Genomic DNA, 25,082 nt, shown 5'->3' on the forward strand with positions numbered 1-25,082 from the left:
CACGAAGATGCATATGCAACATTACATCGATGATGTATATGCATCAAACGTGATTCCGTCCGGGGAGACAGCGCCATGACCGACCATCCGCCTGAAGGCGCGCCCCTGGGGCCGATCCTCTGCGCCGGGACCAACCTCAAGATCGCGGCGCGGGCGACCGGGCGGCTCTATGACCGGGCGCTGGCACCGCATGACCTGAACACCATGCAATACGCGATCCTGAGCAATCTGGCGCGGGCGGGGCGGATGGCGTCGATGGCGCTGGCCGACCGCCTGTCGATCGAGCGCACCGCGCTCTATCGCGCGCTGGCGGTGCTGGAGCGGCGCGGGCTGGTGCAGGCCGAACCGGGCCGGGGGCGCGAGCGCATCCTGTCCCTAACCCCGGCCGGACTGGACCTGCGCACCCGCGCGCAGGCGGACTGGGCCGCGACGCAGGAGGCCTTCGTCGCGGGCTTCGGCCCCGACTGGCCGGCGTTTCAGGCCATGCTGGCCCGTGCCCGCGCCCTGTCCGACAGCCTGTCCGACCCTGAGGGGGACGCGGAATGACCGCCCTGTCCCGCGCCCTTGCGGCCCGTCTGGCGCGCCGCGACATCCATTATGCCTGGGTCGTGGCGGGGGTCACCTTCCTGACCATGCTGGTCACCGCGGGGGCGGTCGGCATTCCCGGCGTGCTGATCGGCCCGCTGCAGGACGAATTCGGCTGGACCACCGGGCAGATCTCGGCCGCCTTCGCGGTGCGGCTGGTGCTGTTCGGCCTGATGGGGCCCTTCGCGGCGGCTCTGATGAACCGCTTCGGGCTGCGGCCCGTGATCCTGGCGTCGCAGGCGCTGATCGCCCTGGGTCTGCTGGGCGCGATCTGGATGACCCAGCTGTGGCAGCTGACGCTGCTTCTGGGCGTGGTCGTCGGGCTGGGCACCGGGCTGACCGCGATGGTCCTGGGCGCGACCGTGGTGTCGCGGTGGTTCGTGGCGCGGCGCGGGCTGGTGATCGGACTTCTGACCGCCAGCACCGCCACCGGGCAGCTGGTCTTTCTGCCGGTCATGGCGGCGCTGACCGACAGCATCGGCTGGCGCGCGGCGCTGGCGCTGTCGCTGGTGACGCTGATGCTGGCCGCGGGGCTGGTCATGGCGCTGATGCGCGACCGCCCGCGGGATCTGGGCCTGACGCCCTTCGGCACCGACCGGGACGCCCCGCCGCCCCCGCGACAGTCCCTGGGCGCGATGATGCTGTCACCGCTGACGGTGCTGCGCGACGCGGTGCGGGTGCCGATGTTCTGGCTGCTGTTCGGGACGTTCTTCATCTGCGGCGCCTCGACCAACGGTCTGGTGCAGACGCATTTCATCGCGCTCTGCGGCGATTACGGCATGGCCGCGATCACCGCCGCCGGGATGCTGGCGGTCATCGGGGTATTCGACTTCGTCGGCACGGTCGGGTCGGGCTGGCTGTCGGACCGCCATGACAGCCGCTGGCTGCTGTTCTGGTATTACGGGCTGCGGGGGCTGTCGCTGATCTGGCTGCCGTTCAGCGACTTCAGCCTCTATGCGCTGGCGATCTTCGCGATCTTCTACGGGCTGGACTGGGTCGCGACGGTGCCGCCCACGGTCAAGCTGGCGACCGAGCATTTCGGCGAGCGTGCCAACATCGTCTTCGGGTGGGTGTTCACCGGCCATCAGCTGGGCGCGGCCACCGCGGCCTGGGCCGCCGGAGAGACGCGGACCGCGCTGGACAGCTATCTGCCGGCCTTCTTCGCGGCAGGTGTGCTGTGCATCGGGGCCGCGCTGGCCATCGCGGCCTTCATCGCGGCCAGCGGACCGCGCGTCCGGGCGGCCGCGACATGACCGGCCCCGCAACCCCCAACGGACCGGAGAGCCGTGACATGACGGGACATCACCTTGAGGATTTCGCGCCCGGCCAGACCTTCGTGTCGGGCCGCCACCGGATCGACCTGGCGCAGATCAGGCGGTTCGCGGCCGAGTTCGACCCGCAGCCCTTCCACCTGGACGACGCGGCGGCGCGGGACACGCTGTTCGGGGGCCTTGCCGCCAGTGGCTGGCACACGGCGGCGATCACGATGCGCCTGATGCTGGACAGCGGCGTGGTGCCCCGGGGCGGGATCATCGGCGCGGGCTTCGACGAGCTGACCTGGCCCCGCCCGGTGCGCCCGGCTGACGAACTGCATCTGCGCATCGAGGTGCTCGAGGTCCGGCCCTCCCGGTCGCGACCCGATCGCGGGATGATCAAGCTGCGGACCGTGACGCTGAACCAGCACGACCAGCCGGTCCAGATCTCGGTCGGCAACCTGGTCGTGCCGCGCAGGCCCTCCGCGGGCGGAGACGCCTAGAACCGCAGGGTCGCGCCGATGATCGGGCCCGCCATCGTCATGTCGATGCGGGTGCCCCCCTCGCGATAGTCGACGTTCAGCTGGCGGTAGCCGCCCGACAGGTACAGCCGGTCGGTCACCTGATAGTTCGCCGTGGCAACGACCTGGCTGGTGTCATGCGCGCCGCCCATGTCGAAGCCGCCGTAATCGGCATGGAACAGCGCGCTCCAGCGCGGCGACAGGGTGTAGTTCACGCGCAGCGCCACGATCGGATCGGCGAAGGACTTGTCCCCGCTGCGCGTGATCGCCCCGCCCGCCACGTCGGCGGTTCCGTCGATCTGCCACAGGCGCGCGCCCGCCAGCACGTCCATGTGCATCCCCGGCATGTCGATGGCCCGGTATCCGCCCAAGAGCGTCAGCGAGCTTTGGCGGACCTTGGCGCGGGCCGGCAGGCCCGGCGGCACCATCCCCTCCTCGCTGGCCGAGGCGACGCTGAGATCGCCCATCAGCACGAACCGGTCCCGGCGCGCATAGCCCGACAGGAAGAAGGCGCCGTCCAGGTCGTCCAGCACGTCCGACAGGGACTTGTCCACCCGCACGGTCGGCGCGCCGGTGAAGGGCGTGACGTCCCCGCCAAGGCCCGCCCCCCAGACATAGGCCGTGGCCTGGCCCTGCCACGCGCCCTCCTGCGCGGCGGCGGGCAGGACGGGCAGGACGGTCGCGGCCATCGCCGCCATCAGCTTGGTCAAACGCATCGTCGGGGTCCTTTCACAGGCTGTTCTTGTGGATGCGGCCGTTCTTCAGGATCAGCCGCAGGTTCGTCGTGTCCTCCAGCCAGTCCAGCCCGGCGGCCGGGTCGCCGTCGATCACCAGCAGATCGCCGAAGGCGCCCGGCGCGATGACGCCGAGCCGCCCGTCATAGGGCGCGCGCGGTCCCGACAAAGCCAGCAGCCGCCCCGCCGCGCCGGTGGCCCGGTGCAGCGCCTCCAGCGGCGACATGAAGCGGGCCAGCTTGGTCAGGTGCCGCCCCTGCTTCTCGGCCCCGCCGAACAGCACGTCGCTGCCGAAGGCCCAGTCCACCCCGTGCGTGCGCGCCAGATCGAAGGCCCGCAGCGTGCCTTCGGCGACCATCTTCTGGGCGGCGATGGCGGCGGGGTCGGTGTACTGGTTCGAATCCTCGTCCGCCAGGAAGGGTTGCAGCGACCACCAGACGCCGTTGTCGGCCATCATCCGGACGGTCTCCTCGTCGGCCAGCTGGCCGTGCTCGATGGACTTCACACCCGCGCGGATGCAGCGCTGGATCCCGCGCGAGGTATAGACATGCGCGCAGACATAGGTGTTCCAGTCCTCGGCCGCCTGCACGGCCGCGCGCATCTCCTCCTCCAGGAACTGCGTCGAATCGATGGGGTCCGAGGGAGAGGCGACGCCGCCCCCCGCCATGATCTTGATCTGGCTGGCACCCTTCATCAGCTGTTCGCGGGTCCGGCGCAGGACGTCGGCGGGACCGTCGGCGATGGCGGTCATGCCGTTCTGCATCGCATAGTCAGCCTTGTCCGACGCCATCAGCGGCAGCTGGTTCGGAAAGCGGAAATCGCCATGCCCCGAGGTCTGCGAGATCATCGCCCCCGACGGAAAGATGCGCGGCCCCTCGACCACGCCGCGGTCGATCGCGGCCTTCAGCCCGAAGGCCGGACCGCCCACGTCGCGCACCGTGGTGAAGCCGCGCTGCAGCGTGGCCCCGGCCTGCTGGCCGGCCAGCAGATGGACCAGTCCGATGTCCTGGGTCAGCGCCACGACCTGGCTGACCGCCGCCAGCGTCGCGTGCCAATGCGCGTCGATCAGCCCCGGAATGACGCTGCGCCCGCCGCAGTCGATGCGTTCGGCATCCTCGGGCCCCTGACCGGCGGCGGGAAGGGCCGCGATGCGTCCGCCCTCGATCAGGATCTCGACGCCCTGGCGCATCGACAGGGTCTCTCCGTCGAACAGGCTCAGGTTGGTCAGCAGCAGCGGACGGGCGGGCGTCTGCGCGCGCAGCTCCGCAGGGGCCAGGCCGAAGCCCGCGAACATGCCCACCACCGCCGCCATGCCGCCCACCATCTGACGGCGCGAGATGTCCGCCTCGATCCGCCGCATGGCCATCTGCGTCTCGGGGCGCCCGCAGTGGCAGAAGCTCTGCGTTCCCGGCTGCCCGACGCCCTCAAAGCAGGCAAAGCACATGACACCCCCTCGTCGCCGTGACGGCGAGCCGCGGGCAGGGCCGCAGGCTCCCCTTGCATGAATTAAATCCCACATCACGGAAAACACCTAAGAAAATCATCTCGCCATCCGGTCTTTCTTGTGCGTCATCATGACACGCGACGGGACGGCGGGCGCGCGATCGGCGCGACCCGGTCGAAGGGGGGAGAGGTCAGGATGATCACGCACCAATCCGGCAGGGTCCGGTCCGCGCGCGCACGGGGCCTGCGCGCCTGCGTCGCGGTGATGGTCGTGGCGGTGCTGGCGGCCTGCGCCGCGCGCCCCACGAACGAGGTGCTGCGCCCGGTCGCGGCCACGGTCGAGGGCGCCCGGGTCACCCAGGTCTATGTCGCGACCACGCGCGCCCCGCGCGCGGCGGGCAGCGCCGTGTTCGGCGCGGCACCCTCGCTCGGCACCAGCCATGCGGCGTTCCGCGTCTCGGTGCCGCCGGGGCATCGGCCGGGGCGGATCGAATGGCCCGACGGGCCCGCCGATCCCGCGACCAGCTTCGCGACGCTGGAGGGCCGGGTCCTGCCCGAGGACGCGTTCCGCAGGGCCGTCTCCGCTGATCCGCGCCGGCCGGCGGGGGTCGTCGTCTTCGTCCACGGCTTCAACCACAGCTTTCCCGAGGCGCTCTATCGGCTGGTGCAGCTGTCGGTCGATTCGCGCACCGAAGGGGTGCCGGTCCTGTTCTCGTGGCCCTCCGCCGGATCGCCCTTCGCCTATCTGGCGGACAAGGACGCGGTCGCCTTCTCTCGCGACGCGCTGGCGCGCACCCTGCAGGCGCTGGTCGAGGATGCCGACGGCGCCCCGGTTCAGGTCATCGCCCATTCGATGGGCGGGCTGCTGACCATGGAGACGCTGCGCCAGCTGCGGCTGGACGGGCGCGACGACGTTCTGGACCAGCTGTCGGTGACCATGGCCGCGCCCGACATCGACCCCGACCTGTTCCGCGCGCAGATCGCGGTGATCGGGCCGATGGCGCGGACCATGACGCTGCTGGTGTCGCGCGACGACCGGGCGCTGGACCTGTCGTCGCGGCTGTCCAGCCACCGGCCGCGGGTGGGGGCGCTGGACGTGGCCGATCCGCGGCTGGCGCGCACGGCACGGGCGGCCAACATCGCGATCGTGGACATCTCGGCGCTGCCCGCCTCGAACAGGGTCAACCACGACCGCTATGTCGAGCTGTCGGCCATCTATGGCGAGCTGCATGCCGAGACGCTGCCCTATGGCCCGCGCGCGGCGCGCTTGGGCGAGGCGGGCGTCTATGTGCTGGACGCGATCCTGGGGAACTGAGGCGGGGCGGCCTCACGCGGCCGGGCGCAGCGCCGGCAGCGCGCGCAGCCGCGGCGCCGCGAAGTCGATGAAGGCCCGCAGCTTGGTCGCGACGCGGCGCCCCTCGGCATGGACCAGATGCACGGGCATGGGGTCGGGTTCGTGCCCGGTCAGGACGGTCCGCAGGCGATCGGCGGCCACGTCCGCCGCGACCTGATAGGACAGCGCCCGCGTCAGGCCGCGTCCCTCGCGGGCCAGGTCCAGGCAGGCCGCCACGCTGCTCAGCGTCAGGCGCGGACCCGAGGGCCCGACCCGCCACGGCGCCGCGTTCCCGTCGCCACCCCCGACGATCAGGCGGTGGCGCGCCAGATCCGCAGGATGGGCGGGCGTGCCGTGACGCGCCAGATAGCCGGGCGCGCCGCAGACGACCCGGCGGACCTCGCCCAGCCTGACCGCGGTCAGGTCGGACGGCGGCAGCGGGCCGATGCGCAGCGCGACGTCGAAGCCCTCCTCGATCAGGTTCACGACGCGGTCCAGCATCACCACCTCGGCGCGGATGCCCGCATGCGCGTCCAGGAAATCCGCGACCAGCGGCGCGACATGCAGGCGGCCGAACTCCTGCGGGCAGGTGATGCGCAGCGTGCCGACCGGGCGGGCGGCGGTGCCGGACGCGGCCTCGTCCGCCGCCTGAAGCTGGGCCAGGATGTCGCGCACCTCCTCCAGATAGGCGCGGCCGGGCTCGGACAGGCGCATCTGCCGCGTCGTGCGGGTGAACAGCCGCGCCCCGAGCGACGCCTCCAGCGCGGCCACGCCCCGCGTGGCCGAGGGCGCGCTGATCCCCAGGGCGCGCGCCCCGCCGGCAAAGCTGCCAGCATCGGCCACGGCCACGAAGACCCGAAGGGATTGCAGCCGATCCATCGCGCCCCATTCGTTCAGTTTCCGAAATGGTCCCCTATCGGGAATGCCCATTCGTTCAGGAACCGATCATCGCTATCTCTGCGCCGGACGCAAGGAGAACGACGCATGACTGCTGACAGACCGCACATCCCCGCCCCGGTGATCCTGTATCGCCATCCGAAATCCGGCCACTGCCACCGGGTCGAACTGATGCTGTCGCTGCTGGGCCTGCCCTGCCGGACGGTCGATCTGGATATGGCGGCGGGTGCCCACAAGACGCCCGAGCATCTGGCGATCAGCCCCCTGGGGCAGGTCCCGGCCATTGACGACGACGGCGTGCGCCTGTCGGATTCGACCGCGATCCTGACCTATCTGGCGCTGCGCCACGGCGACGGCCCGGCCTGGCGGGGCCGCGATCCCGTCGAGGCGGCCGAGATCCAGCGCTGGCTGTCCATCGCCTCGGGCGAGATCGCCGCGGGTCCCTGCGCCGCGCGGCTGGTGACGCTGTTCGGCGCGGATCTGGACCATGCGGCGGCCGTGGCGCGCAGCCACGCGCTGCTGGCGGTGATGGAGGCGCATCTGCGCGACCGCGACTGGCTGGCGGCGGGGCGGGTGACGCTGGCCGACATCGCGGCCTACAGCTATGTCGCCCATGCGCCCGAGGGCGGGGTCGGGCTGGCCGCCTATCCCGCCATCCGCGCCTGGCTGGCCCGCGTCGAGGCGCTGGAGGGCTTTGTCGGCATGGCGCGCTCCGCGGCGCTGGCGTGACGGGGGGCGGGTCATGACCTCTCCCTTCCACGCGGGCGAACGTCAGGCGCAGCGGCTGGCGGGCCGGGCAGAGAGCGCCGCGGCATCGGGCGGCTTCATCCGCGAGGCCATGCCCGATCAGCACCGCGCCTTCTTCGCCGCGCTGCCCTTTCTGGTCGCCGCGGGCGAGGGGACGGACGGGCGGATCTGGGTGTCGATCCTGGAGGGGCCGCAGGGTTTCGTGACCTCTCCGGACCCGCGGCATCTGCGGATCGACCGGACGCTGCCTGCGGCCGATCCGCTGGCCGCGGGTCTGGCGCGGGGCGGGGCGGCGGGGCTCTTGGGGATCGACCTCTCGACCCGGCGACGCAACCGCGTGAACGGCGTCCTGACCCCGCTGGCGCAGGGCGCCCTGCTGCGTGTGCGGCAGAGCTTCGGCAACTGTCCGCAATACATCCACGCGCGCGACTGGCATCGCGTGGCGTCGGGGACCCCGTCGCCTGCGCACCGTTCCGACCGGCTGGACGGGGCGCAGGCCGCGCGCATCGCCGCCGCCGACACGCTGTTCATCGGCTCGGGGACCGCGGCCCGGGGGATGGGCTTCGACGCGTCGCACCGGGGCGGACCGCCGGGCTTCGTGCGCGTCGCGGGTGACGGGTCGCTGCTGATCCCGGACTATGCGGGGAACGACTTCTTCAACACCATCGGCAACCTGCTCTGCGATGCGCGGGTGGGGCTGACGATCGTCGACTTCGCGACGGGCGACCTGCTGCAGATCAGCGGGCGGGCGCGCGTCGACTGGTCCCCGCAGGACAGCCACGACCCCGCCGCGCGCCGCATGATCCATGTGCGCGTCGAGGCGGTGGTGGACCGCCCCCGCGCCCTGTCGCTGCGCTGGCGCCAGGCGGAGCCGGACCTGCGTCTGCGGGTGGTGGACCGGGTGCGCGAAAGCGCGGACATCACCTCTTTCCATCTGGCGCGGGACGACGGGGCGCCGCTGACGCCGTTCATCGCCGGACAGCACCTGCCCCTGCGCCTCCCTGGCGCCGATCCGGCCGCCCCGCTTGCGCGCAGCTATTCGCTGTCCGGCGATCCGGCCGCGCCGACCTGGCGCATCAGCGTCAAGCGCGAGGATCGGGGCCGCGCCTCGCGGTTCCTGCACGACCGGATTGGCCTGGGCGACGTGCTGCATGCGGGGATGCCGCAGGGCGATTTCGTCCTGCCGCCGGGCGAGGCGCCGCTGATCCTGGTCAGTGCGGGGGTGGGCGTCACGCCGATGCTGTCGATGCTGCACGCGGTCACCGCCACGCAGCCGCAGCGCCGCACGCTGTTCGCCCATGTCGCGCGGGACGCCCGGACCCACGCCTTCCGGGCCGAGGTCGACCGCCTGATCGCCGCGGGCGGTCAGGCGACCCGGCAGGTCCACTACACCGCGCCGGGCACCGCGGACGACCCCGCGGCCTACGACCGGACGGGCCGGATCGCGGTGGCGGACCTGCTGCCCGCGGCCAGGGACGGCGACGTGATGCTGTGCGGGCCGATGGGCTTCATGGCCGGGCTGTGCGCCGATCTGGATGCGCATGGAGTTGACCCCGCCCGCATCCATGCCGAGGGTTTCGGTCCGGCCGGCCAGCCCTAGCCGTTCGGTCCCGGCCCCCGGCGAATCGTGTTCAGGGTGCGATTGCTGGGTCGGGATGCCCGGATCCCGCGGGGGCGTCGATCCGGTGCCAGCCCGCTGCGTGTCCCGAGCCTGCGGGCGACATAGCAGTTTGCCATGAGTTCCGCGAGATGCGGCTGCAGCCGGTCATGCCTGTAGTTGCAGTATCTGGTGGTGCAAGTGGTTCGCCAGATCTGGCCGCTGAGGCACGGATGGTCGGGCGATGGTCGATCCCGCCGGCCGCCACGGGCCATGTCGAAACGCATGGGCTGAGAGTGAACGATGGTCCGGTTCGGCGGCTGCTTGGCGAACCGACAGCCATTGTCGGTTGAGGACGGGCTTGCGCATGTACTGCGGGAACTCCCATGCCGTCTGCTGCCTCCACCGGTCGGCTCGCGGCGAGCCTGCTCGTGCGGTCCGGGCCGACGATGAGGACGCGCTTTCCTTCGGCAGTCTGGGCCCCGGCGATGCCGGTATGGAGGAAGCCTCTTTTGCGGCGCCTGAATCTCGAACGCTTCGGTTCGCCGCCTGCGCCATGAGGCGCCCGGGGGATATCGTGATGCTGTCGGCACCGATGCAGTTCCCGGAGTGTCGGATGGGGGTAGAAGGCTGCAGGACAAGGCGGCTGTCGTCTGCCAGAACCGGCGTCCCGCGGCGTCCCGCGGCGAAACGCAACGAGGGCAGCCTCCTCGACCTCTGTCAGGACCGCCGAACGCGGGTTCTTCGGACCCGCCGTGAGATCATCGACTGTCCGGGGTCCGCGCCTCATCGTGACAGTCCCGGGTTTGGTCGCCGGGTCCCGGCTCGGCGTCGCGGGCGACGCCTGCGATCAGTCGGGCGAGGCCGTTGGACCGACGGCGGGCGGCCCTCATTTCTGTAGCTTCGACGGGGTGTGGGCATGGCCCTTCCACGATGAGCGTGCCCCATGAGGCATCCTTTCAGACCCGATGAAGAACCCAGCCATCGGACGCCCGAGCCTTCGCGTCGCGCCCGTGACCTGCCCGTGCCATGCCCGCACCGCCCGCCCATGGAAGGACCGACGCCATGCCCATCGAGGAGGAGATCCACGCCCCCAGCCCATAGGGGCCATTGGCCGGCACGCTGACGCGGCCGGACGTGGCGCTGGCCGACGGGATGCCGGTGGTGCTGATCGTGCCGGGATCGGGGCCGACGGACCGGGACGGGAACTCTCCGCTTGGCGTCGCGGCGGTGGCCTATGCGCTGCTGGCGCGGCAGGGCATCGCCTCGGTTCGCATCGACAAGCGGGGGCTGTTCGGCTCGGCCGGGGCGGTGGCCGGTTCGAATGCCGTGACCATCGCGGATTACGGCGACGACCTCATCGCCTGAACCGGGGCGATCCGGGAGCGGCTGCCCGTGGCCGCGGGCCACCGGCGCGTGATCCCCCTGGGCCACAGCGAAGGCGGGCTGGTCGCGCTGGCCGCCATGCCGCGGTTGCCGGCGCCCGCGGGGCTGATCCTGGTCTGCGCGCCGGGGCGGCCCCTGGCGCAGATCATCCGCGGACAGCCGCGCGCCAACCCCGCCAACGCGGCCCTGCTGGATCAGGCCGAGGCGCCCTCGCGTCGCTGGAGCGCGGCCTGCGCGTCGATGCCGAGTCGCTGGACCCGGCCCTGCGAGGGCTGTTCGCGCCGCAGGTGCAGGGCTATCTGATCGACGCGTTCCCGCATGATCCGGCGGCGCTGATCGCCGACAGGCCGGGGCCGGTGCTGATCGTGCAGGGCGGGTGCGACCTTCAGATGACGCCGCAGGACGCCCGCCGCCTGGCCGGTGCGGCGCCTTGGGCCGAGCCCTGCCTGCCCGAACGGATGAGCCACGCGCTGAAGGAGGTGAACCCGGCCGACAACCTGGCGTCCTATGCGGACCCGGATCGCCCCATCGCCCCGGACCTTGTGCGGGCGGTGGCGGGGTTCGTCACGCGCCATGCCGGGGTCAGTGCGTTCATCCGGGCGGGGAATGATCCCCGAACCGCCAGCCGCGCAGATGCGTGATCAGCGCCCGCAGCTTGGGCGCGACATGGCGACGCTGCGGATAATACAGCAGGAACCCCGGGAATTCGGGCAGGTAGCCCTCCAGCAGCGGCACCAGCGCGCCCGACGCGACATGGGGCGCGAAGCAGTCCCACGGACCGAAGGTGACGCCGCCATCGGCCAGCGCGACGCGCAGCATCAGGCGCAGGTCATTCGTGGTCACGCAGGGCCGGACAGCGACGTCGAAGGGGCGGTCGTCCTCGACGAACTCCCACCGCCAGGGGGCGGTCGCGGGGGTCGGCCGCCAGCCGATGCAGCGATGCGCCAGAAGGTCGCGCGGATGGACGGGCGTGCCGTGCCGCGCCAGATAGCGCGGCGTCGCCACCGCCGCCTCGCGCTGCGCACCGCCGACGGGGACGGCGATCATGTCGCGCTCGATCACCTCGCCCAGACGGATGCCCGCGTCGAAGCCATGGGCCACGATGTCGAACTCGGCATCGGTGACGGTGACGTCCACGACCACCTCGGGGCAGGCCTCGGCAAAGCGCGCCAGCAGCGGGCCGGACAGGAACGGCTCGGCGATCGAGGTCACGGCCAGGCGCAACCGCCCGCGGGGCAGGTCGTCGCGCTGCTCCAGCGCGTCCTGGATGGCGGCGACCGGGTCGCGCAGGGCCGTGACCAGACGCGATCCGGCCTCGGTCAGGCGCACCGACCGGGTGGTGCGCGCCACCAGCTGCTGGCCCAACGCATCCTCCAGCCGCCGCACGCCCTGGCTGACGGCGGACCGCGTCACGCCCAGGCGGTCGGCCGCGGCGCGAAAGCTGCCCTCGTCGGCGACGGCCAGCAGCAGGGGCAGAAGGTTCAGGTCCATTGTCCAGCACCGCTAACCACCGCGTCCATCATCGGGTGAATACCGCGCCCTGGGCGATGCGTCCATCCTGCGTCCATCACAGGCAATGGAAGGGAACACATGCCATGGACAAGGTCATCCTGATCACCGGCGCGTCGGGCGGCATCGGCGAGGGTCTGGCGCGCGACCTGGCCGGGACGGGTGCCCGGCTGCTGATCGGCGCGCGCCGGACCGACCGGCTGGAGGCGCTGGCCGCCACGCTGCGCGCCCGGGGCGGCGAGGTCCGGACCGCCGCGCTGGACGTCACCGACCGCGCGGCCATGCAGGCCTTCGCCGATCGGGCGACGGCGCTGTGGGGGCGCATCGACGTGCTGATCAACAATGCCGGCATCATGCCGCTGTCACCCCTTGCGGCGCGGCATTTCGACGAATGGGACCGGATGGTCGACGTCAACATCAAGGGCGTCCTGTGGGGCATCGGGGCCGTGCTGCCGGTGATGGAGGCGCAGGGGGCGGGGCAGATCATCAACATCGGCTCGATCGGCGGGCTCCAGGCGGTGCCGACGGCGTCGGTCTATTGCGCGACCAAGTTCGCGGTCCGCGCGATCTCGGACGGCCTGCGACAGGAGACCCCCGCCATCCGCGTCACCTGCGTCAATCCGGGCGTCGTCGAGAGCGACCTGGCCGCGAGCATCACCCATCCCGGCACCCGCGCGCTGATGCAGGATTACCGCGCCATCGCCCTGCAGCCTGCCGACATCGCCCGCGCCGTGCGTCAGCTGATCGAGGCACCCGCAGGCGTGGATGTCAGCGAGATCACCATCCGGCCCACCGCCGCGATGCAGTAGGCGCGTCCCTCACCGGCGCGTCAGGCGGCCCGCCAAGGCCGACAGGGCCGCCGCCGGGACGGACAGCGCGATCAGGATCAGCACCGCGAAGGCCGTCATCGACCCCGCCGACCCCAGGGCGACCATCACCGGCAGCTGCGCCATGGTGACGACCGCTCCGGCCCGCCACGCGCGCCGCCCGACCACCGCCCCCGCCACCGCCCCGAGCGCCAGCGACAGCGGATAGGCGAGGGTCCAGTAGCCCGCGGCGTCCCACGGCTCGGCCGTCCGTGAGGTCATGGCGACCACGGCCCAGTAGCACAGGGCCAGGGCGGCGATGGCGATCAGCGCGGTTCTGTCACGGGTCGGTGTCATCCTGTCTCCTCCGGCATCGCGGGCCGATGCGCCCGTGATGCCCATAACATGGGCTGATGCGCGCCCATGGAATTTCTGGCTTGGGGACCGCCATCCGCAGCCCTATACCCTCGTCCGTCGGCACCATGCCGCAAACCCTGCGGCTGCGCCATCCGGCATGCCGCATCCGTTCCGACCCGCGGACAGGCCGCACAGCCCGCGACGACCCCGGGGATTGTCGCAGGGCGGGCCATCCCGCATGATGCCGCCCGTCCCCCCCATGCAGACCCCGCCACAGCGAAAGGCCGACCATGACGATCACGCATGAAGACGAACTGGAGGGCCTGCGCCGCATCGGTCGGGTCGTCGCGAACACGATGCAGGCCATGGCCGCGGCTATGGAGCCGGGCATGACCACGCGAGAGCTGGACGGGATCGGCCGCGCGCTGCTGGACCGCGAGGGGGCCGTCTCGGCCCCGCGGGCCACCTACGACTTTCCGGGCGACACCTGCATCAGCGTGAACGAGGAGATCGCCCATGGCGTCCCCGGCCCGCGCCGCCTGGCCGAGGGCGATCTGGTCAATATCGACGTCTCGGCCTCGCTGGACGGCTATTACGCCGATACCGGGGCCAGTTTCGCCCTGGGCACGGTCGCGCCGTCGCTGGACCGGCTGTGCCGGGACGGTCGCCGCGCCATGCAGGTGGGCATCGCCCAGGTCGGTCCCGGCAAGCCTCTGTCGGGCATCGGTCGGGCGGTGGGCGCCTTCGCCGCGCGGCGCGGCTATACGCTGATCCGCAACCTGGCCAGCCACGGCATCGGCCGCGCGTTGCACGAGGCGCCCGAGGAGATCGCGACCTGGCCTACGCAAGGCGACCGGCGCCGGATCCATGACGGCCTGGTCCTGACGGTCGAGCCGTTCCTGTCCCGGGGCGGGGCCTGGGCGGTGCAGGGGGGCGGGGACGAATGGACGCTGCATGCCCGCCCGGCCGCCCCGGTCGTGCAATATGAACATACCGTCGTCGCGACCCGGCGCGGTCCGGTCATCCTGACCCTGCCGGGCTGAGGCAAGCCGGGGGGCACCATGCGCATCATGCTGGTCGAGGACGAGGCCGGGCTGGCCGAGATGCTGGCGGGCTTTCTGCGCCGCGAGCGGTTCGTGGTCGATCACCTGGCCTGCCTGGGGGACGCGTGCGAGGCCGCGGCGATGGTCGATTACGACCTGGCGCTGCTGGACCGCAGCCTGCCGGACGGGGACGGGCTGTCGCTGCTGCCGGCGCTGCGCGCGCGCAATCCGGGCATTCCGGTCATCATCCTCAGCGCGCGCGGCGAGGTCGAGGACCGCGTGGCGGGTCTGGATCACGGCGCGGACGACTATCTGGTGAAGCCCTTTGCCCTGGACGAGATGCTGGCCCGCATCCGCGCCGTCCGCCGCCGCCCCGCCCAGGTGCTGCAGGACCCCATCGGCGCGGGCGCGGTGATCTTCGATCCGGTCCATGACACGGTCGAGATCGGCGGCCGCCCCGTCATCCTGCCGCGCCGCGAGCTGCGCGTGCTGGCCACGCTGATCCGGCGGCGCGGGCGCACCGTGCTGCGCGAGACGCTGGAGCAGGGGGTCTTCGGTATGGACGACGAGATTCAGTCGAACACGCTGGATTCCCACGTCTCGCGCCTGCGCCGCCGCCTGCGGGAGGCGGATGCCGGGGTCGAGATCCACGCCATCCGCGGGGTCGGCTATCTGCTGCGCGCGGCGTCCTGATGCGCGCGCCCTCGCTGAAGCGGCCGCTGATCGTCTATCCGCTGATCGTGCATCTGGTGACGCTCCTGGTCTCGGTGCTGATCCTGATCGCGGGCGCGCTGCGCCTGGACAGCGGCGGGCCCTATGCGGATGAGAAGATCACCCCCGTGATCGCCGCGGCCGTCGCGCGCGACCCGGACGGCGCGCTGCGCCTGCGCGAGACCCCGGCCCTCGACGCGCTGCGGGCCGAGGCGCCCGAGCTGTGGTTCATGGTCGAGGACGAGGCCGGGCGCGGCCTGCGCCATGGCGACGTGCCCCCGGCCTTCGACGCGTTCCGGGGGCGCCTGTCGGATCTGTCCTTCGCCCAGCTGCGCGACCGCAGCCCGCCCCACCGCATGACCGCCGTCCTGCGCCGCGAGACGACGGCCATCGGCACGCTGACGGTGCTGGGCCATGGCCCGCTGCTGGAGCTGAACGTGATCGTGCTTCTGGCCTCCAGCGTGGTGTTCCTGCCGATCGTGGTCCTGCTGTCGCTGAGCACCTTCGCGATCACGCCCTGGATCGTGCGGCGGGCGATGGCGGGCATGTCGCGCATCGCGCGCGAGGCCGAGCGGATCGACCCCGACCGCCGCGGCCGCCGCCTGAGCGAGGCCCATGTCCCGCGCGAGATCGCGCCCCTGGTCCGGGCCGTGAACGACGCCCTGCGGCGCCTGGACGAGGGGCATGCGCGCCAGCAGCGCTTCATCTCGGCCGCGGCGCATGAGCTGCGCACGCCCGTCGCGGTGCTGCGCGCCCGCGTCGAGGGCGGCCGCGACCCGGCCCTGCGCGCGCTGGAGGGCGACATCCAGCGCCTGACGATCCTGATCGAACAGCTGCTGGACCTGCAGCGGATGGGGCAGGGCGGCCCCGCGGCACCCGTCGACCTGGCGGCCTTGGCGCGCGGGGTGGTGGCCGACATGGCGCCCTTGGCCATCGACGCGGGGCGCAGCCTGGCGGTGCAGGTCGACGCCCCCGCCACCGTGCCGGGCGATGCCGCCGCGCTGGAACGGGTGCTGATGAACCTCCTCCGCAACGCGCTGGACCATGGCGGGCGGCATGTCGTGCTGCGCGTGGCGGGGCGGGTGCTGGAGGTGCGCGACGACGGGCTGGGCATTCCCGCCGATCAGCGCGACCGCGTCTTCGAGCCCTTCACCCGCCTGCGCCCGGGGTCCGGCGGCAGCGGGCTGGGACTGGCCCTGGTGGCCGACGTCGTGGCCCGGCATGACGGGCGGGTCGCCATCCACGCGGCGCCCGGCGGCGGGACCATCGTCCGGGTCGAACTGAGCGCGGGAACGCCCGCCGCGTCCTGAAGGCCGGCACGGGCATGCCATGTTCGCGCAACCTTTATGCCCCATAGGGGCCGCGATGCCGGTGCGGCCCGCCCGCGCCCGCGTCGTGGAAGAAACGACAAGAAGGCGAATGAGATGCGTGAAACCCTGCTCCCCCTGTCGCGTGGCGGCCTGATGGGCCTGGCCCTGACGGCGACGGTCCTGCTGGCCGGATGCATGTCCGAAGGAAGCTCGACCGAGAGCCTCTATCGGCAGAACATGGTCAGCGAGACCGCGCTGAACGCCCAGATCATGAGCGACCGCGCCCGCGACCAGCGCTGTCAGCGCGATCCGGCGCGCCGCGAATGTGGCCCGCGCGACTGATCGTCCTGTCGATCCGACAGGCCGCCCCGCATCCGCAGGGCGGCCGACATCGCCCCCGAAGGAGACCCCCGATGACGCCCGACGCGACCCGCGATCCGGCGGCGGCGCACCCCCGCGCGACATGGCTGCCGCGCATCCTGCACGGGGCGGCGGTCGCGCTGATCCTTTCCACCACCGCCCCGGCCGCCCAGGAGACGCCCTTGACCTATCCCCCGACCCCCCGCAGCGCCGATGTCGAGGAGCATTTCGGCATCCGCATTCCCGATCCCTTCCGCTGGCTGGAGGCCGATCCGCGCGACGATGCCCGCGTGGCCGCCTGGATCGACGCGCAGAATGCCGTGACGGACCGCCATCTGGCGACGCTGCCGGGCCAGGACATCCTGGCCGACCGGCTGACGCTGCTGAACGACCACGATGTCGTCCTGCCGCCGCAGGTGCGCGGCGACCGGCATGTCTTCCTGCATCAGCGCGGCACCGACGCCCAGGCCCGCCTGCTGATGCGCGACGGCCCGGACGGGGCCGACCGGGTGCTGCTGGACCCGAACGCTTGGTCGCCCGACGGCGCCATCGCGCTGGCCGAATGGGACCTGTCGCCGGATGGCGATTTCTTGGCCTATGCAGTGCAGCGCGACGGCTCGGACTGGCGCAGCATCCGCGTGATGGACACCCGCAGCGGCGAGGTCCTGGAGGACCGGGTGGAGCATGCGCGCTTCACCACCATCGCTTGGTCCGGGGATGGCACGGGCTTCTACTATTCGCGCTTTCCCGATGACGCGAAGGGGGCCTCGGCCAGCGCGCCGCTTCGCGATCACGCGGTCCATTTCCACCGCCTGGGCACCCCGCAGCAGGAGGACCGGCGGGTCCATCACCAGGTCTCGGACCGGCCGCTGCTGCATACCGCGACCGTCACCACCGACGGGCGGTTCCTGGTGATCTACAGCTCGGCCCTGTCGGGCGGGGTGGCGGTGCGGGTCACCGACCTGTCGCGCCCCGATGCCCGCGCCGTCACTCTGGTCGAGGCTCATGACGACCCTTGGGCGCTTCTGGGCAATATCGGCACGCGGCTGTTCTTTGCCACCCAGATGGGCGCCCCGCGCGGCCGCGTCATGAGCATCGACCTGGCCGATCCCCGCCCCACCTTCGCCGAGCTGATCCCCGAACATCCCCGTGCGGTGATGCGCGCGGGCTCGGGCGGCGTCCTGGGCGGGCGGATCGTGCTGGGCTATATCGTGGACGCGGTCTCGCGGCTTGAACGGTTCACGCTGGACGGCAGGCCCGACGGCACGATCCCGCTGCCGGGCATCGGCACGACGGGCCTGTTCATGGGCCGGCCCGATCGGAACGACGCGCATTTCCTGTTCACGGGGCATGACACGCCGCCGACCGTGATGCATCTTGACGTGGCGGCGAACCGCACGACGCCCTGGCAGCCGCCCCGCCTGCCGGTGGATCTGGATAAGGTGGTGGTGGAACAGCGCTTCGCCCGGTCGCCGGACGGCACCCGCATCCCGATCTTCGTCATCCGCCGCAAGGGGGCCAGCGGACCCGCGCCCACGATGCTGACCGGCTATGGCGGCTTCGGGATCAGCATGCTGCCCGTCTATCTGCCCGAGGCGATGGCCTGGGTCGAACAGGGCGGCGTCTATGCGGTGGCCACCATCCGCGGCGGCGGCGAATACGGCAGCGCCTGGCACCATGCCGGGCGCCGCGACCGCAAGCAGGCCGTGTTCGACGACTTCATCGCCGCGGCCGAGCATCTGGTCGCACAGGGCGTCACGGCGCCGGACGGGCTGGCCATCCACGGCCAGTCGAATGGCGGCCTGCTGGTCGCGGCGGTCGCGAACCAGCGGCCGGACCTCTTCGCGGCGGTTCTGCCGGATGTGGGGGTGATGGACATGCTGCGCTTCGACCGCTTCACCGGCGGCGCGCTGTGGGTCGAGGAGTTCGGCAGCCCAGCGATCGAGGATCAGTTCCGCACCCTGCTGGCCTATTCGCCCCTGCACACCATCCGCGAGGGCGTCGACTATCCCGCGATCCTGGTGACGACCGCCGATACCGACGACCGCGTCGTGCCCGCCCATTCGCTGAAATACGCGGCCGCCCTGCAGGAGGCCGAGATCGGCGGGAGGCCGCATCTGCTGCGCGTCTCCAAGGGCGCGGGGCACGGGCAGGGCACCCCCCGGGCGGCCCGGATCGCGCAGATCGCGGCGCAATGGGCCTTTGCCGCGCGCTGGACCGGGCTGGACCTGCGCGGCCCGGACTAGGCCGCGCCATCGACGGGCAGCGACGCGATCAGCGCCGCCGCGTGCCGCAGGGCGCGCGAGGGCAGCATCGCCACATGATCGGACCCGCGCAGCAGGTCCGCCACCATGGCAAAGCCCGGCACGACCATCCCCGCCCGGCGGCCGAGGCCCCGTTCGGCCAGCTGCCCATCCAGCGGACCGCGCGCCTCGCCCCGGCCCGAGACGACGACATGCGGCCAGTCCGGCCAGCGCCCGAGGTCGAAACCGTCCCGCTACGCATCGCCACGACATGGTGGTCGTGCAGGATGTCGGTGCGGCGGATGTCGGGATCGTCTTGAGACAGGATCGACAGGACCATGTCCGAGCGCCCCTCGATCAGCGCGGCGCGCGCGGCCCGCGCCAGCCCCGCCTGAACCCCGACCGTCAGCAGCGTCGCGGCATCCCCCAACCCCTCGGAGGCTTCATGACAAGCACCCTTGTCCTTCTGTTCCACCCCGACCTGTCACGCTCGCGCGCGAATGCGGCGCTGGCCCGCGCGGCGGCGACCGTGCCGGGCGTCACCGTGATCGACATGGCCGCGACCCGCGCGCCCCGGGACCCGACGCCTTTCCCGATGCCGCGGCGCAGGCCGCGATGCTGCTGGCCGCCAACCGGATCGTGCTGCAGTTCCCGCTGCGCTGGTATTCGACGCCGCCCCCGCTGCAGAAGGGGCAGGACGCGGTGCTGACGCGCATGGTCCATCTGGCCTTCGACAGCGAGGGCCAGCGCCTGCGCGGCAAGCCGGTGCTGCTGACCGTGACGGCGGGCAGCCGGGCCGACGCCCATCGCCGCGGCGGGGCGAACCTGATGCCGCCTGCGGATCTTCTGGCGCCGCTGCGGGTAAGCGCCAACCGCTGCGGTCTGGTCATGGCCGAGCCGTTCCTCCTCCACGAGGCCGACGAGCTGACGGCGGCGGAGCGCGATGCGACCGCCGCCGACCATGCGTGGGCGCTGACGCGCTGGATCGACGTCACTACGCCGGCGGAGGTCTGACGATGCAGGGGCATGATACGTTGCGCGTTCTGCCGCGCGACACGCCGCCGTGGTTCACGGGTGCGGCCTTGGTGCTGCCCCCTGGGTCTTCTGGCGCGGTTCCTCCGTGCCGGGCGGGCGCTGTTCGGCGGTGCCGCGTCCGTGGGACCTGCACGGTGCGACGGGCGGCCTGCTAATGCTGATGGCGGGGGCGGCTGCGGGGGGTCGGCTGGTGGGCCGGGATCGTGCTGATCCTTTACCTCTTGCAGGTCGTTCTGGCGGCGAGGTCCGGCCCGGCAATGCTGTCGCTGCATCCGCTGAACGGGGCGCTGCTGCTGTCGGCCAGCCTGGTGCCGGCGGCCAGGGTCGACCGGCGCCGCCGGATGGCGCGGTCAGCCGGCGGGGTCGTCGGCGATGGTCCGGGCCAGCCATGAGCGCAGCCGGGCCATCGCGTCGCTTTGCGTCCGCCCGCGCGGCCAGGTCAGCCAGTAGCGCCCGGCATCGACCTCGGCCGCGAAGGGGCGGGCCAGGATGCCCGCGCGCAGCTGCCGTGTGAACATCGCCGCGGGCAGCAGGGCCACGCCCTCGCCCGCGGCGGCCAGATCGGCCAGCGCGACCGAGCTGTCCAGAACCGGCCCGTCCAGGACCGGGCAGGACGCGTCGACCCGGGCGAACCAGCCCTCCCACTCCTCGGCCCGATAGGAGCGCAGCAGCCGCTCTCCCGCCAGGTCCTGCGGCCGGCGCAGCCGCGCCGCCAGCCCCGGCGCGCAGAGGGGCGTCATCGGGGCCGCGACCAGCGGGTCGGCCTCGTGCCAGGGCCATGCGTCCGGATCGCCGAAGCGGATCGCCATGTGCAGCCCCTCCTTGGCGATGTCGATGCGGTTGTTGTGGGTGAAAACGCGCAGCGCGACCTGTGGGTGGGCGGCCTCGAAGGCGCGCAGGCGCGGGATCAGCCAGCCGGTCGCGAAGGTGGTGACCACGCCCAGGTTCAGCACCTCGCGGTGGCGGCCGGTCTGGCAGCGCGACAGCGCCTCGGCCATGTCGTCCAGGCTGCGGGTCAGCACCGGGTGCAGCGCGGCGCCGATATCGGTCAGGATCAGCCCGGTCGAGGCGCGGGTGAACAGCGGATGGCCCAGGATGTCCTCCAGCCGCTGGATCTGCTGGCTGACGGCGGCCTGGGTCACGCGCAGCTCGATCGCGGCGCGGGTGAAGCTGCCCTGACGTGCGGCGACCTCGAAGGCGCGCAGCCCGTTCAGGGGAAGGTTGGGTCTGTCCATCATGTCAGCTTATGCGCCCCGTCAGGATTTGTCGTTTGGCCCGGATGCCGCATCCGGATTATAGGATCGGCACGGCCCGGGCGCCATCCGCCCGGGGCCGATCCAGATCATCGACGGACACCGCCCCTGACGGCGGCAGGGCCGCGCCATCCCGGCGCCCGGCCCTCCGTGGACCCTTGCCGGAGAGTGCCCATGACACGCATGACCATCCTTGCCGCCCTGCTGCTGACCGCCGTCGCGGTCCCCGCCGGGGCCGAGACCATCACCGAGGCCGCCCGCGCGGTCGAGGCCCAGCTGGGCGGCCGCGTCGGCGTCGCGCTGCGCCCGCAGGGCGGCCCGCTGGCCCGGGGCCACCGCGCGGATGAGCGGTTCCCGCTGTCCTCGACCTTCAAGGCGCCGCTCTGCGGGGCGATCCTGACGCTGGTCGATGCGGGCGAGGATCAGCTGGACCGCGTCATCGGCTACAGCAGCGGCGATCTTGTGAGCCATTCGCCGGTGACGGAGACGAGCAACGCCCTGAGCCTGGCCGAGCTGTGCGAGGCGACGATCACGCTCAGCGACAACACCGCCGCCAACCTGCTGCTGGAGCGGGTGGGCGGGCCGCGCGGGCTGACCGACTATCTGCGCGCCATCGGCGACGAGACGACGCGCCTGGACCGGTGGGAGACCGACCTGAACGAGGGCACGCCCGGCGATCCGCGCGACAGCTCGACGCCCGAGGCGATGGTGGCCACGCTGGACCGGATGCTGTTCGGCCCGGTCCTGTCCGAACCGTCGCAGGATCAGCTGGAGGCCTGGATGCGCGCCGATCAGGTGGCCGACGACCTGATCCGCGCCAGCCTGCCCGAGGGCTGGATCATCGGTGACAAGACCGGGGCCGGGGGGAACGGATCGCGCTCGATTGTGGCGGTGATCCGTCCGCCCGAAGAGACGCCTTGGCTGGCGGCGGTCTATCTGACCGGCAACGAGGCCGACATGGCGACCCGCAACGCCGCCATCGCCCGCATCGGCGCGGCCATCGTGACCGAGATCGAGAGCCGCTGAGGCGCGATCAGTCGCGGCGCAGCAGCCCCTCGGCCAGCAAGCGGAAGGCGTGCTGGGCGCGGGGCAGGGTGGCGGCCGGGTCCTCGGCCGCCCCGACCCACAGCGCCGCGTTCAGCGCCGCCCCGTTCAGCAGCCGCGCGGCCGCCTCCAGATCGACCGGGCGCAGCCGCCCGGCCGCCTCCAGCGCCGCGACCGCGGCGCGCGTGGCCTCCAGACAGCGGTTCTGGCTGGGCCAGCGCGACGGATCGCCCAGGAATGCCGGGCCGTCCAGCAGCACGATCCGCTGCACCTCGGGGTCCAGCGCCATGCGGATATAGGCGCAGCCCTCGGCCATCAGCGCCTCCCACGGGTCGGCGGCATCAGACCCGATCTGGCGGGCGCGGTCGGCCATCTCGGCATCCATGCGGTCCACGACGGCGGCCAGAAGCCCGGTCTTGTCGCCGAAATTGTGATAGAGCGCGCCGCGCGTCAGCCCCACCGCCGCCGTCAGCGCATCCATCGAGGTCGCGGCGAACCCGTCGCGCGCAAAGGCCTGGCGGGCGGCCTCGATCAGACGGTCGCGGGTCTCCTCGGTCATCTGGGCGCGGGTGCGGGCCATGGTCGTCCTTCAGGCATCGCCTGCCGCAGCGTGACAGGTGTTTACATACGCGGCGTATGTGAATAACAACTGACATACGCCGCGTATGTCAGTTCGGGCGGGTCGCCGCGACCCTGTCCCGCCTTGTCGGACGCCGCCCCCCTGAATGCAACACAAGGACAGACCCATGACCCCTCGCGACGCGATCTTTCCCGAAGGGGCGGCCCGGCACGCCCTCTATCACGAACACGGCTATTCCCCCGCGATCCGCAGCGGCGGGCTGCTGTTCGTCTCGGGGCAGGTGGGCAGCCGCCCCGACGGCACCCTCGAGGCGACTCATCTGGCCCAGGTCGAGCGCGCCTTCGACAACCTCGCCGCGATCCTGGCGGCGGCAGGCTGCGGCTTTGACGACGTGATCGACGTGACGACGATGCACACCGACCCCGCCGCGCAGTTCGGCGACCTGATGGCGGTCAAGGCGCGGCACTTCCCCACCGCCCCGCACCCCGCCTGGACTGCCATCGGGGTCACCTGGCTGGCGGGCTTCGACTTTGAGATCAAGGTCGTGGCCCGCATTCCCGACGCGGCGGCCTAGCGCGCGTCAGACGCGAAGGCCCGGGGGGCCACCCCGGCATGGCGCTGGAACGCCATGCCGAACGCGCTGGCCGAGCCGTATCCGATCCGCAGGGCGATCTGGTCGTTCGTCAGCCGCCCCTCGCGCAGCAGGGTCCGGGCCAGCGCCATGCGCCAGTCGGTCAGGTACTGCGCGGGCGTGCAGCCGACCTCGCGGGCGAACCGCGCGAAGAGGCCCGACCGCGACAGGCCCGCCGCGCGCGACAGCGCCGCGACCGACACATCCCCTGCCGGATCGTCGTGGATGCGCGCCAATGCGGCGGCGATGCGCGGATCGGCCAGCCCCCGCAGCAGACCCGGCGCCGCCCCCACCCCCGGACCCGAGCGCAGCGCTTCGATCAGCAGGACCTCCAGCAGGCGCCGCAGGGCGAGGGTGCGGCCCGCGCGGTCGGCCCGCGTCTCGTCGTGAATCATGCGCACCAGCGCGGTCAGCCGCGGCTGATCGCCGACATGGATCACGCGGGGCAGCAGGGTCGGCACGACATGCGGCGCATGGGTGCGAAAGCGGCAATGCCCGACCAGCGCGCGCATCGCGACCGGCGCCCCCTCCGGTCCGAGGCGCACCACGCCCGGCCCGACCTGCAACCGCCGTTCGGTCCCCTGTGCGCCGGGGGGCGGCAGGCTGGTCATGCGCAACCCGGTCAGCGCCGGGACCAGCACGAAATCGCCCGCCCGAAGGGTGACCGCCGGCGCGCCCGCGACCTCCATCCGGCAGACCCCCTCGACCACCGCGCAATAGAGCGGGCTGTCCAGGTCGTCGCGGCGCACCTGCCAGTCGCCCCCGGCCTCGATCCGCTTGGAGAGCTGCATCTCGGGGCGCAGCAGCGCGACCGTCGCCGACAGCGGGTCGGAGGCGTCCGGATCGGGCATTTCGGACTTTCGCTGATCATTCATGGATGATCCTGCATAGATCGGTTCATGCCCGCGGTCTATCCCTGAGCCGACAGATCGCACAGGAGACCGCCCATGCCCCGCATCCTCATCACCGGAACCTCATCGGGGTTCGGACGCGCCACCGCGCTGCATTTCCTGGACCGGGGCTGGGAGGTCCTGGCCACGATGCGCAGCCCTTCGGCCGACGGCTGGCCGGCGGACCCCCGCCTGCGGCTGATGGCGCTGGACGTCACCGAGCCCGACGGCATCGCCGCAGCCGTCGCCGCGGCGGGTCCGCTGGACGCGCTGGTGAACAACGCGGGCGTGGGGATGCTGAACGTGCTGGAGGGGGCCGAGATCGACCGGGCGCGCGCGCTGTTCGACATCAACGTGCTGGGAACCATGGCGATGACGCGCGCCGTGATGCCGGGCATGCGGGCCGCGGGCGGCGGGGTGATCGTCAACATCAGCTCGGCCGTGACGCTGACGGCGCTGCCCGCGCTGTCGGTCTATTCCGCCAGCAAGGCCGCCGTGAACGCCTTCACCGAGAGCCTCGCGCTGGAGGCGGCGCCCTTCGGCATCCGGCTGCGGCTCGTGCTGCCGGGCAGCGCGCCGGACACGGCCTTCGGGCGCAACGCGGTGGCGCGGATGGGCATGGAGATCCCCGAGAGCCACGCGTCCTTCATGCAGGACAGCCTTCGGACGCTGCGCGCCGCGCCGGAACGGACCCTGCCGCAGGACGTGGCCCTGGCCGTCTGGCGGGCGGTCACCGACGACCGCGCGCCCATGCGCCTGCCCGCCGGGGCGGATGCCTTGGCGCTGGCGCGCGCCGCCGGGCTGGCGGCCTGAC

General features: G+C 72.3%; 29 protein-coding genes. 20 read left to right on the forward strand and 9 right to left on the reverse strand.

Annotated elements, in window-relative coordinates; genetic code table 11:
• Nucleotides 1-75: 75 nt before the first annotated feature.
• The 3 genes from AACG61_RS05560 to AACG61_RS05570 are packed head-to-tail and all read left to right on the forward strand — an operon-like array spanning nucleotide 76 to nucleotide 2,341.
• Nucleotides 76-546, forward strand: a complete 471-nt coding sequence (locus AACG61_RS05560; RefSeq protein WP_411839008.1) for a MarR family winged helix-turn-helix transcriptional regulator — start codon at nucleotides 76-78, stop codon at nucleotides 544-546.
• On the forward strand, nucleotides 543-1,838 hold the full coding sequence (locus AACG61_RS05565; RefSeq protein WP_411839009.1) for an MFS transporter: 1,296 nt from the start codon (nucleotides 543-545) through the stop codon (nucleotides 1,836-1,838). The genes AACG61_RS05560 and AACG61_RS05565 overlap by 4 nt, the downstream gene beginning before the upstream one ends.
• Nucleotides 1,839-1,876: 38 nt before the next feature.
• Nucleotides 1,877-2,341, forward strand: a complete 465-nt coding sequence (locus AACG61_RS05570) for a MaoC family dehydratase (protein ID WP_411839010.1) — start codon at nucleotides 1,877-1,879, stop codon at nucleotides 2,339-2,341.
• On the opposite strand, the gene AACG61_RS05575 is transcribed toward AACG61_RS05570, so the two are convergent.
• Both AACG61_RS05575 and AACG61_RS05580 read right to left on the reverse strand, forming a co-directional pair.
• On the reverse strand, nucleotides 2,338-3,075 hold the full coding sequence (locus AACG61_RS05575) for a hypothetical protein (RefSeq protein WP_411839011.1): 738 nt from the start codon (nucleotides 3,073-3,075) through the stop codon (nucleotides 2,338-2,340). The two genes, AACG61_RS05570 and AACG61_RS05575, sit on opposite strands and share 4 nt — an antisense overlap.
• Nucleotides 3,076-3,088: 13 nt before the next feature.
• Nucleotides 3,089-4,537, reverse strand: a complete 1,449-nt coding sequence (locus AACG61_RS05580) for an amidohydrolase family protein (RefSeq protein WP_411839012.1) — start codon at nucleotides 4,535-4,537, stop codon at nucleotides 3,089-3,091.
• Nucleotides 4,538-4,732: 195 nt separating this feature from the next.
• Between AACG61_RS05580 and AACG61_RS05585 the strand changes: the two genes are divergently transcribed.
• On the forward strand, nucleotides 4,733-5,851 hold the full coding sequence (locus AACG61_RS05585) for an alpha/beta hydrolase (protein ID WP_411839013.1): 1,119 nt from the start codon (nucleotides 4,733-4,735) through the stop codon (nucleotides 5,849-5,851).
• 12 nt (nucleotides 5,852-5,863) lie between these two features.
• On the opposite strand, the gene AACG61_RS05590 is transcribed toward AACG61_RS05585, so the two are convergent.
• A complete protein-coding gene (locus AACG61_RS05590; RefSeq protein ID WP_411839014.1) occupies nucleotides 5,864-6,748 on the reverse strand; it encodes a LysR family transcriptional regulator in 885 nt (294 codons plus the stop codon).
• Between the two features lie 105 nt (nucleotides 6,749-6,853).
• Between AACG61_RS05590 and AACG61_RS05595 the strand changes: the two genes are divergently transcribed.
• From AACG61_RS05595 to AACG61_RS05615, 5 genes are all read left to right on the forward strand, one after another.
• Nucleotides 6,854-7,495 carry a glutathione S-transferase family protein gene (locus tag AACG61_RS05595; protein WP_411839015.1) on the forward strand — a complete coding sequence of 214 codons (642 nt, stop codon included), beginning with the start codon at nucleotides 6,854-6,856 and terminating at the stop codon, nucleotides 7,493-7,495.
• A gap of 13 nt (nucleotides 7,496-7,508) precedes the next feature.
• Nucleotides 7,509-9,113 carry a pyridoxamine 5'-phosphate oxidase family protein gene (locus AACG61_RS05600; protein WP_411839016.1) on the forward strand — a complete coding sequence of 535 codons (1,605 nt, stop codon included), beginning with the start codon at nucleotides 7,509-7,511 and terminating at the stop codon, nucleotides 9,111-9,113.
• 1,107 nt (nucleotides 9,114-10,220) lie between these two features.
• Nucleotides 10,221-10,478, forward strand: coding sequence for a hypothetical protein (locus tag AACG61_RS05605; protein WP_411839017.1), 258 nt, complete (start codon nucleotides 10,221-10,223; stop codon nucleotides 10,476-10,478).
• Nucleotides 10,479-10,505: 27 nt separating this feature from the next.
• Nucleotides 10,506-10,799 carry an alpha/beta fold hydrolase gene (locus AACG61_RS05610; protein ID WP_411839018.1) on the forward strand — a complete coding sequence of 98 codons (294 nt, stop codon included), beginning with the start codon at nucleotides 10,506-10,508 and terminating at the stop codon, nucleotides 10,797-10,799.
• Nucleotides 10,784-11,137, forward strand: a complete 354-nt coding sequence (locus AACG61_RS05615; RefSeq protein ID WP_411839019.1) for a hypothetical protein — start codon at nucleotides 10,784-10,786, stop codon at nucleotides 11,135-11,137. The genes AACG61_RS05610 and AACG61_RS05615 overlap by 16 nt, the downstream gene beginning before the upstream one ends.
• On the opposite strand, the gene AACG61_RS05620 is transcribed toward AACG61_RS05615, so the two are convergent.
• Nucleotides 11,088-11,987, reverse strand: a complete 900-nt coding sequence (locus AACG61_RS05620; protein ID WP_411839020.1) for a LysR substrate-binding domain-containing protein — start codon at nucleotides 11,985-11,987, stop codon at nucleotides 11,088-11,090. The two genes, AACG61_RS05615 and AACG61_RS05620, sit on opposite strands and share 50 nt — an antisense overlap.
• Nucleotides 11,988-12,091: 104 nt before the next feature.
• Between AACG61_RS05620 and AACG61_RS05625 the strand changes: the two genes are divergently transcribed.
• Nucleotides 12,092-12,814 (forward strand): SDR family oxidoreductase, encoded by a 723-nt coding sequence (locus tag AACG61_RS05625; protein ID WP_411839021.1) that lies wholly within the window; start codon nucleotides 12,092-12,094, stop codon nucleotides 12,812-12,814.
• Between the two features lie 9 nt (nucleotides 12,815-12,823).
• Here AACG61_RS05625 and AACG61_RS05630 read toward each other — a convergent pair whose 3' ends face one another.
• On the reverse strand, nucleotides 12,824-13,168 hold the full coding sequence (locus AACG61_RS05630) for a hypothetical protein (protein WP_411839022.1): 345 nt from the start codon (nucleotides 13,166-13,168) through the stop codon (nucleotides 12,824-12,826).
• 290 nt (nucleotides 13,169-13,458) lie between these two features.
• Between AACG61_RS05630 and map the strand changes: the two genes are divergently transcribed.
• The 5 genes from map to AACG61_RS05655 all read left to right on the forward strand — a co-directional run bounded on the left by map (nucleotide 13,459) and on the right by AACG61_RS05655 (nucleotide 18,838).
• Nucleotides 13,459-14,211 carry a type I methionyl aminopeptidase gene (gene map / locus AACG61_RS05635; protein ID WP_411839023.1) on the forward strand — a complete coding sequence of 251 codons (753 nt, stop codon included), beginning with the start codon at nucleotides 13,459-13,461 and terminating at the stop codon, nucleotides 14,209-14,211.
• 18 nt (nucleotides 14,212-14,229) lie between these two features.
• Nucleotides 14,230-14,904, forward strand: a complete 675-nt coding sequence (locus AACG61_RS05640) for a response regulator transcription factor (protein ID WP_411839024.1) — start codon at nucleotides 14,230-14,232, stop codon at nucleotides 14,902-14,904.
• Complete coding sequence (locus AACG61_RS05645) at nucleotides 14,904-16,232, forward strand: sensor histidine kinase (protein WP_411839025.1); 1,329 nt, start codon at nucleotides 14,904-14,906, stop codon at nucleotides 16,230-16,232. Before AACG61_RS05640 ends, AACG61_RS05645 begins: the two co-directional genes overlap by 1 nt.
• Before the next feature lie 114 nt (nucleotides 16,233-16,346).
• A complete protein-coding gene (locus AACG61_RS05650; RefSeq protein ID WP_411839026.1) occupies nucleotides 16,347-16,574 on the forward strand; it encodes a hypothetical protein in 228 nt (75 codons plus the stop codon).
• Nucleotides 16,575-16,645: 71 nt separating this feature from the next.
• Nucleotides 16,646-18,838 (forward strand): prolyl oligopeptidase family serine peptidase, encoded by a 2,193-nt coding sequence (locus tag AACG61_RS05655; protein WP_411839027.1) that lies wholly within the window; start codon nucleotides 16,646-16,648, stop codon nucleotides 18,836-18,838.
• A 28-nt stretch (nucleotides 18,839-18,866) separates the two neighbouring features.
• On the opposite strand, the gene AACG61_RS05660 is transcribed toward AACG61_RS05655, so the two are convergent.
• Complete coding sequence (locus AACG61_RS05660) at nucleotides 18,867-19,310, reverse strand: hypothetical protein (protein ID WP_411839028.1); 444 nt, start codon at nucleotides 19,308-19,310, stop codon at nucleotides 18,867-18,869.
• Between the two features lie 140 nt (nucleotides 19,311-19,450).
• Here AACG61_RS05660 and AACG61_RS05665 point away from each other — a divergent pair, with 140 nt between their 5' ends.
• Nucleotides 19,451-19,849: an NAD(P)H-dependent oxidoreductase gene (locus AACG61_RS05665; RefSeq protein ID WP_411839029.1), complete on the forward strand. Its 399-nt coding sequence runs from the start codon at nucleotides 19,451-19,453 to the stop codon at nucleotides 19,847-19,849.
• 224 nt (nucleotides 19,850-20,073) lie between these two features.
• A complete protein-coding gene (locus AACG61_RS05670; RefSeq protein ID WP_411839030.1) occupies nucleotides 20,074-20,262 on the forward strand; it encodes a hypothetical protein in 189 nt (62 codons plus the stop codon).
• Here AACG61_RS05670 and AACG61_RS05675 read toward each other — a convergent pair.
• Nucleotides 20,221-21,108: a LysR family transcriptional regulator gene (locus AACG61_RS05675; protein WP_411839031.1), complete on the reverse strand. Its 888-nt coding sequence runs from the start codon at nucleotides 21,106-21,108 to the stop codon at nucleotides 20,221-20,223. The two genes, AACG61_RS05670 and AACG61_RS05675, sit on opposite strands and share 42 nt — an antisense overlap.
• 189 nt (nucleotides 21,109-21,297) lie before the next feature.
• Here AACG61_RS05675 and bla point away from each other — a divergent pair, with 189 nt between their 5' ends.
• Complete coding sequence (gene bla, locus AACG61_RS05680) at nucleotides 21,298-22,149, forward strand: class A beta-lactamase (RefSeq protein ID WP_411839032.1); 852 nt, start codon at nucleotides 21,298-21,300, stop codon at nucleotides 22,147-22,149.
• Between the two features lie 7 nt (nucleotides 22,150-22,156).
• On the opposite strand, the gene AACG61_RS05685 is transcribed toward bla, so the two are convergent.
• Nucleotides 22,157-22,747: a TetR/AcrR family transcriptional regulator gene (locus tag AACG61_RS05685; RefSeq protein WP_411839033.1), complete on the reverse strand. Its 591-nt coding sequence runs from the start codon at nucleotides 22,745-22,747 to the stop codon at nucleotides 22,157-22,159.
• A 166-nt stretch (nucleotides 22,748-22,913) separates the two neighbouring features.
• Here AACG61_RS05685 and AACG61_RS05690 point away from each other — a divergent pair, with 166 nt between their 5' ends.
• Nucleotides 22,914-23,321 carry a RidA family protein gene (locus AACG61_RS05690; protein WP_411839034.1) on the forward strand — a complete coding sequence of 136 codons (408 nt, stop codon included), beginning with the start codon at nucleotides 22,914-22,916 and terminating at the stop codon, nucleotides 23,319-23,321.
• On the opposite strand, the gene AACG61_RS05695 is transcribed toward AACG61_RS05690, so the two are convergent.
• Nucleotides 23,318-24,253, reverse strand: a complete 936-nt coding sequence (locus AACG61_RS05695) for a cupin domain-containing protein (RefSeq protein ID WP_411839035.1) — start codon at nucleotides 24,251-24,253, stop codon at nucleotides 23,318-23,320. The genes AACG61_RS05690 and AACG61_RS05695 overlap by 4 nt on opposite strands.
• Nucleotides 24,254-24,325: 72 nt before the next feature.
• Here AACG61_RS05695 and AACG61_RS05700 point away from each other — a divergent pair, with 72 nt between their 5' ends.
• Nucleotides 24,326-25,081: an SDR family NAD(P)-dependent oxidoreductase gene (locus tag AACG61_RS05700; RefSeq protein WP_411839036.1), complete on the forward strand. Its 756-nt coding sequence runs from the start codon at nucleotides 24,326-24,328 to the stop codon at nucleotides 25,079-25,081.
• Nucleotide 25,082: the final 1 nt, after the last annotated feature.

The sequence above is a fragment of the Paracoccus sp. ME4 genome (assembly GCF_046736325.1).
Taxonomy (GTDB): domain Bacteria; phylum Pseudomonadota; class Alphaproteobacteria; order Rhodobacterales; family Rhodobacteraceae; genus Paracoccus.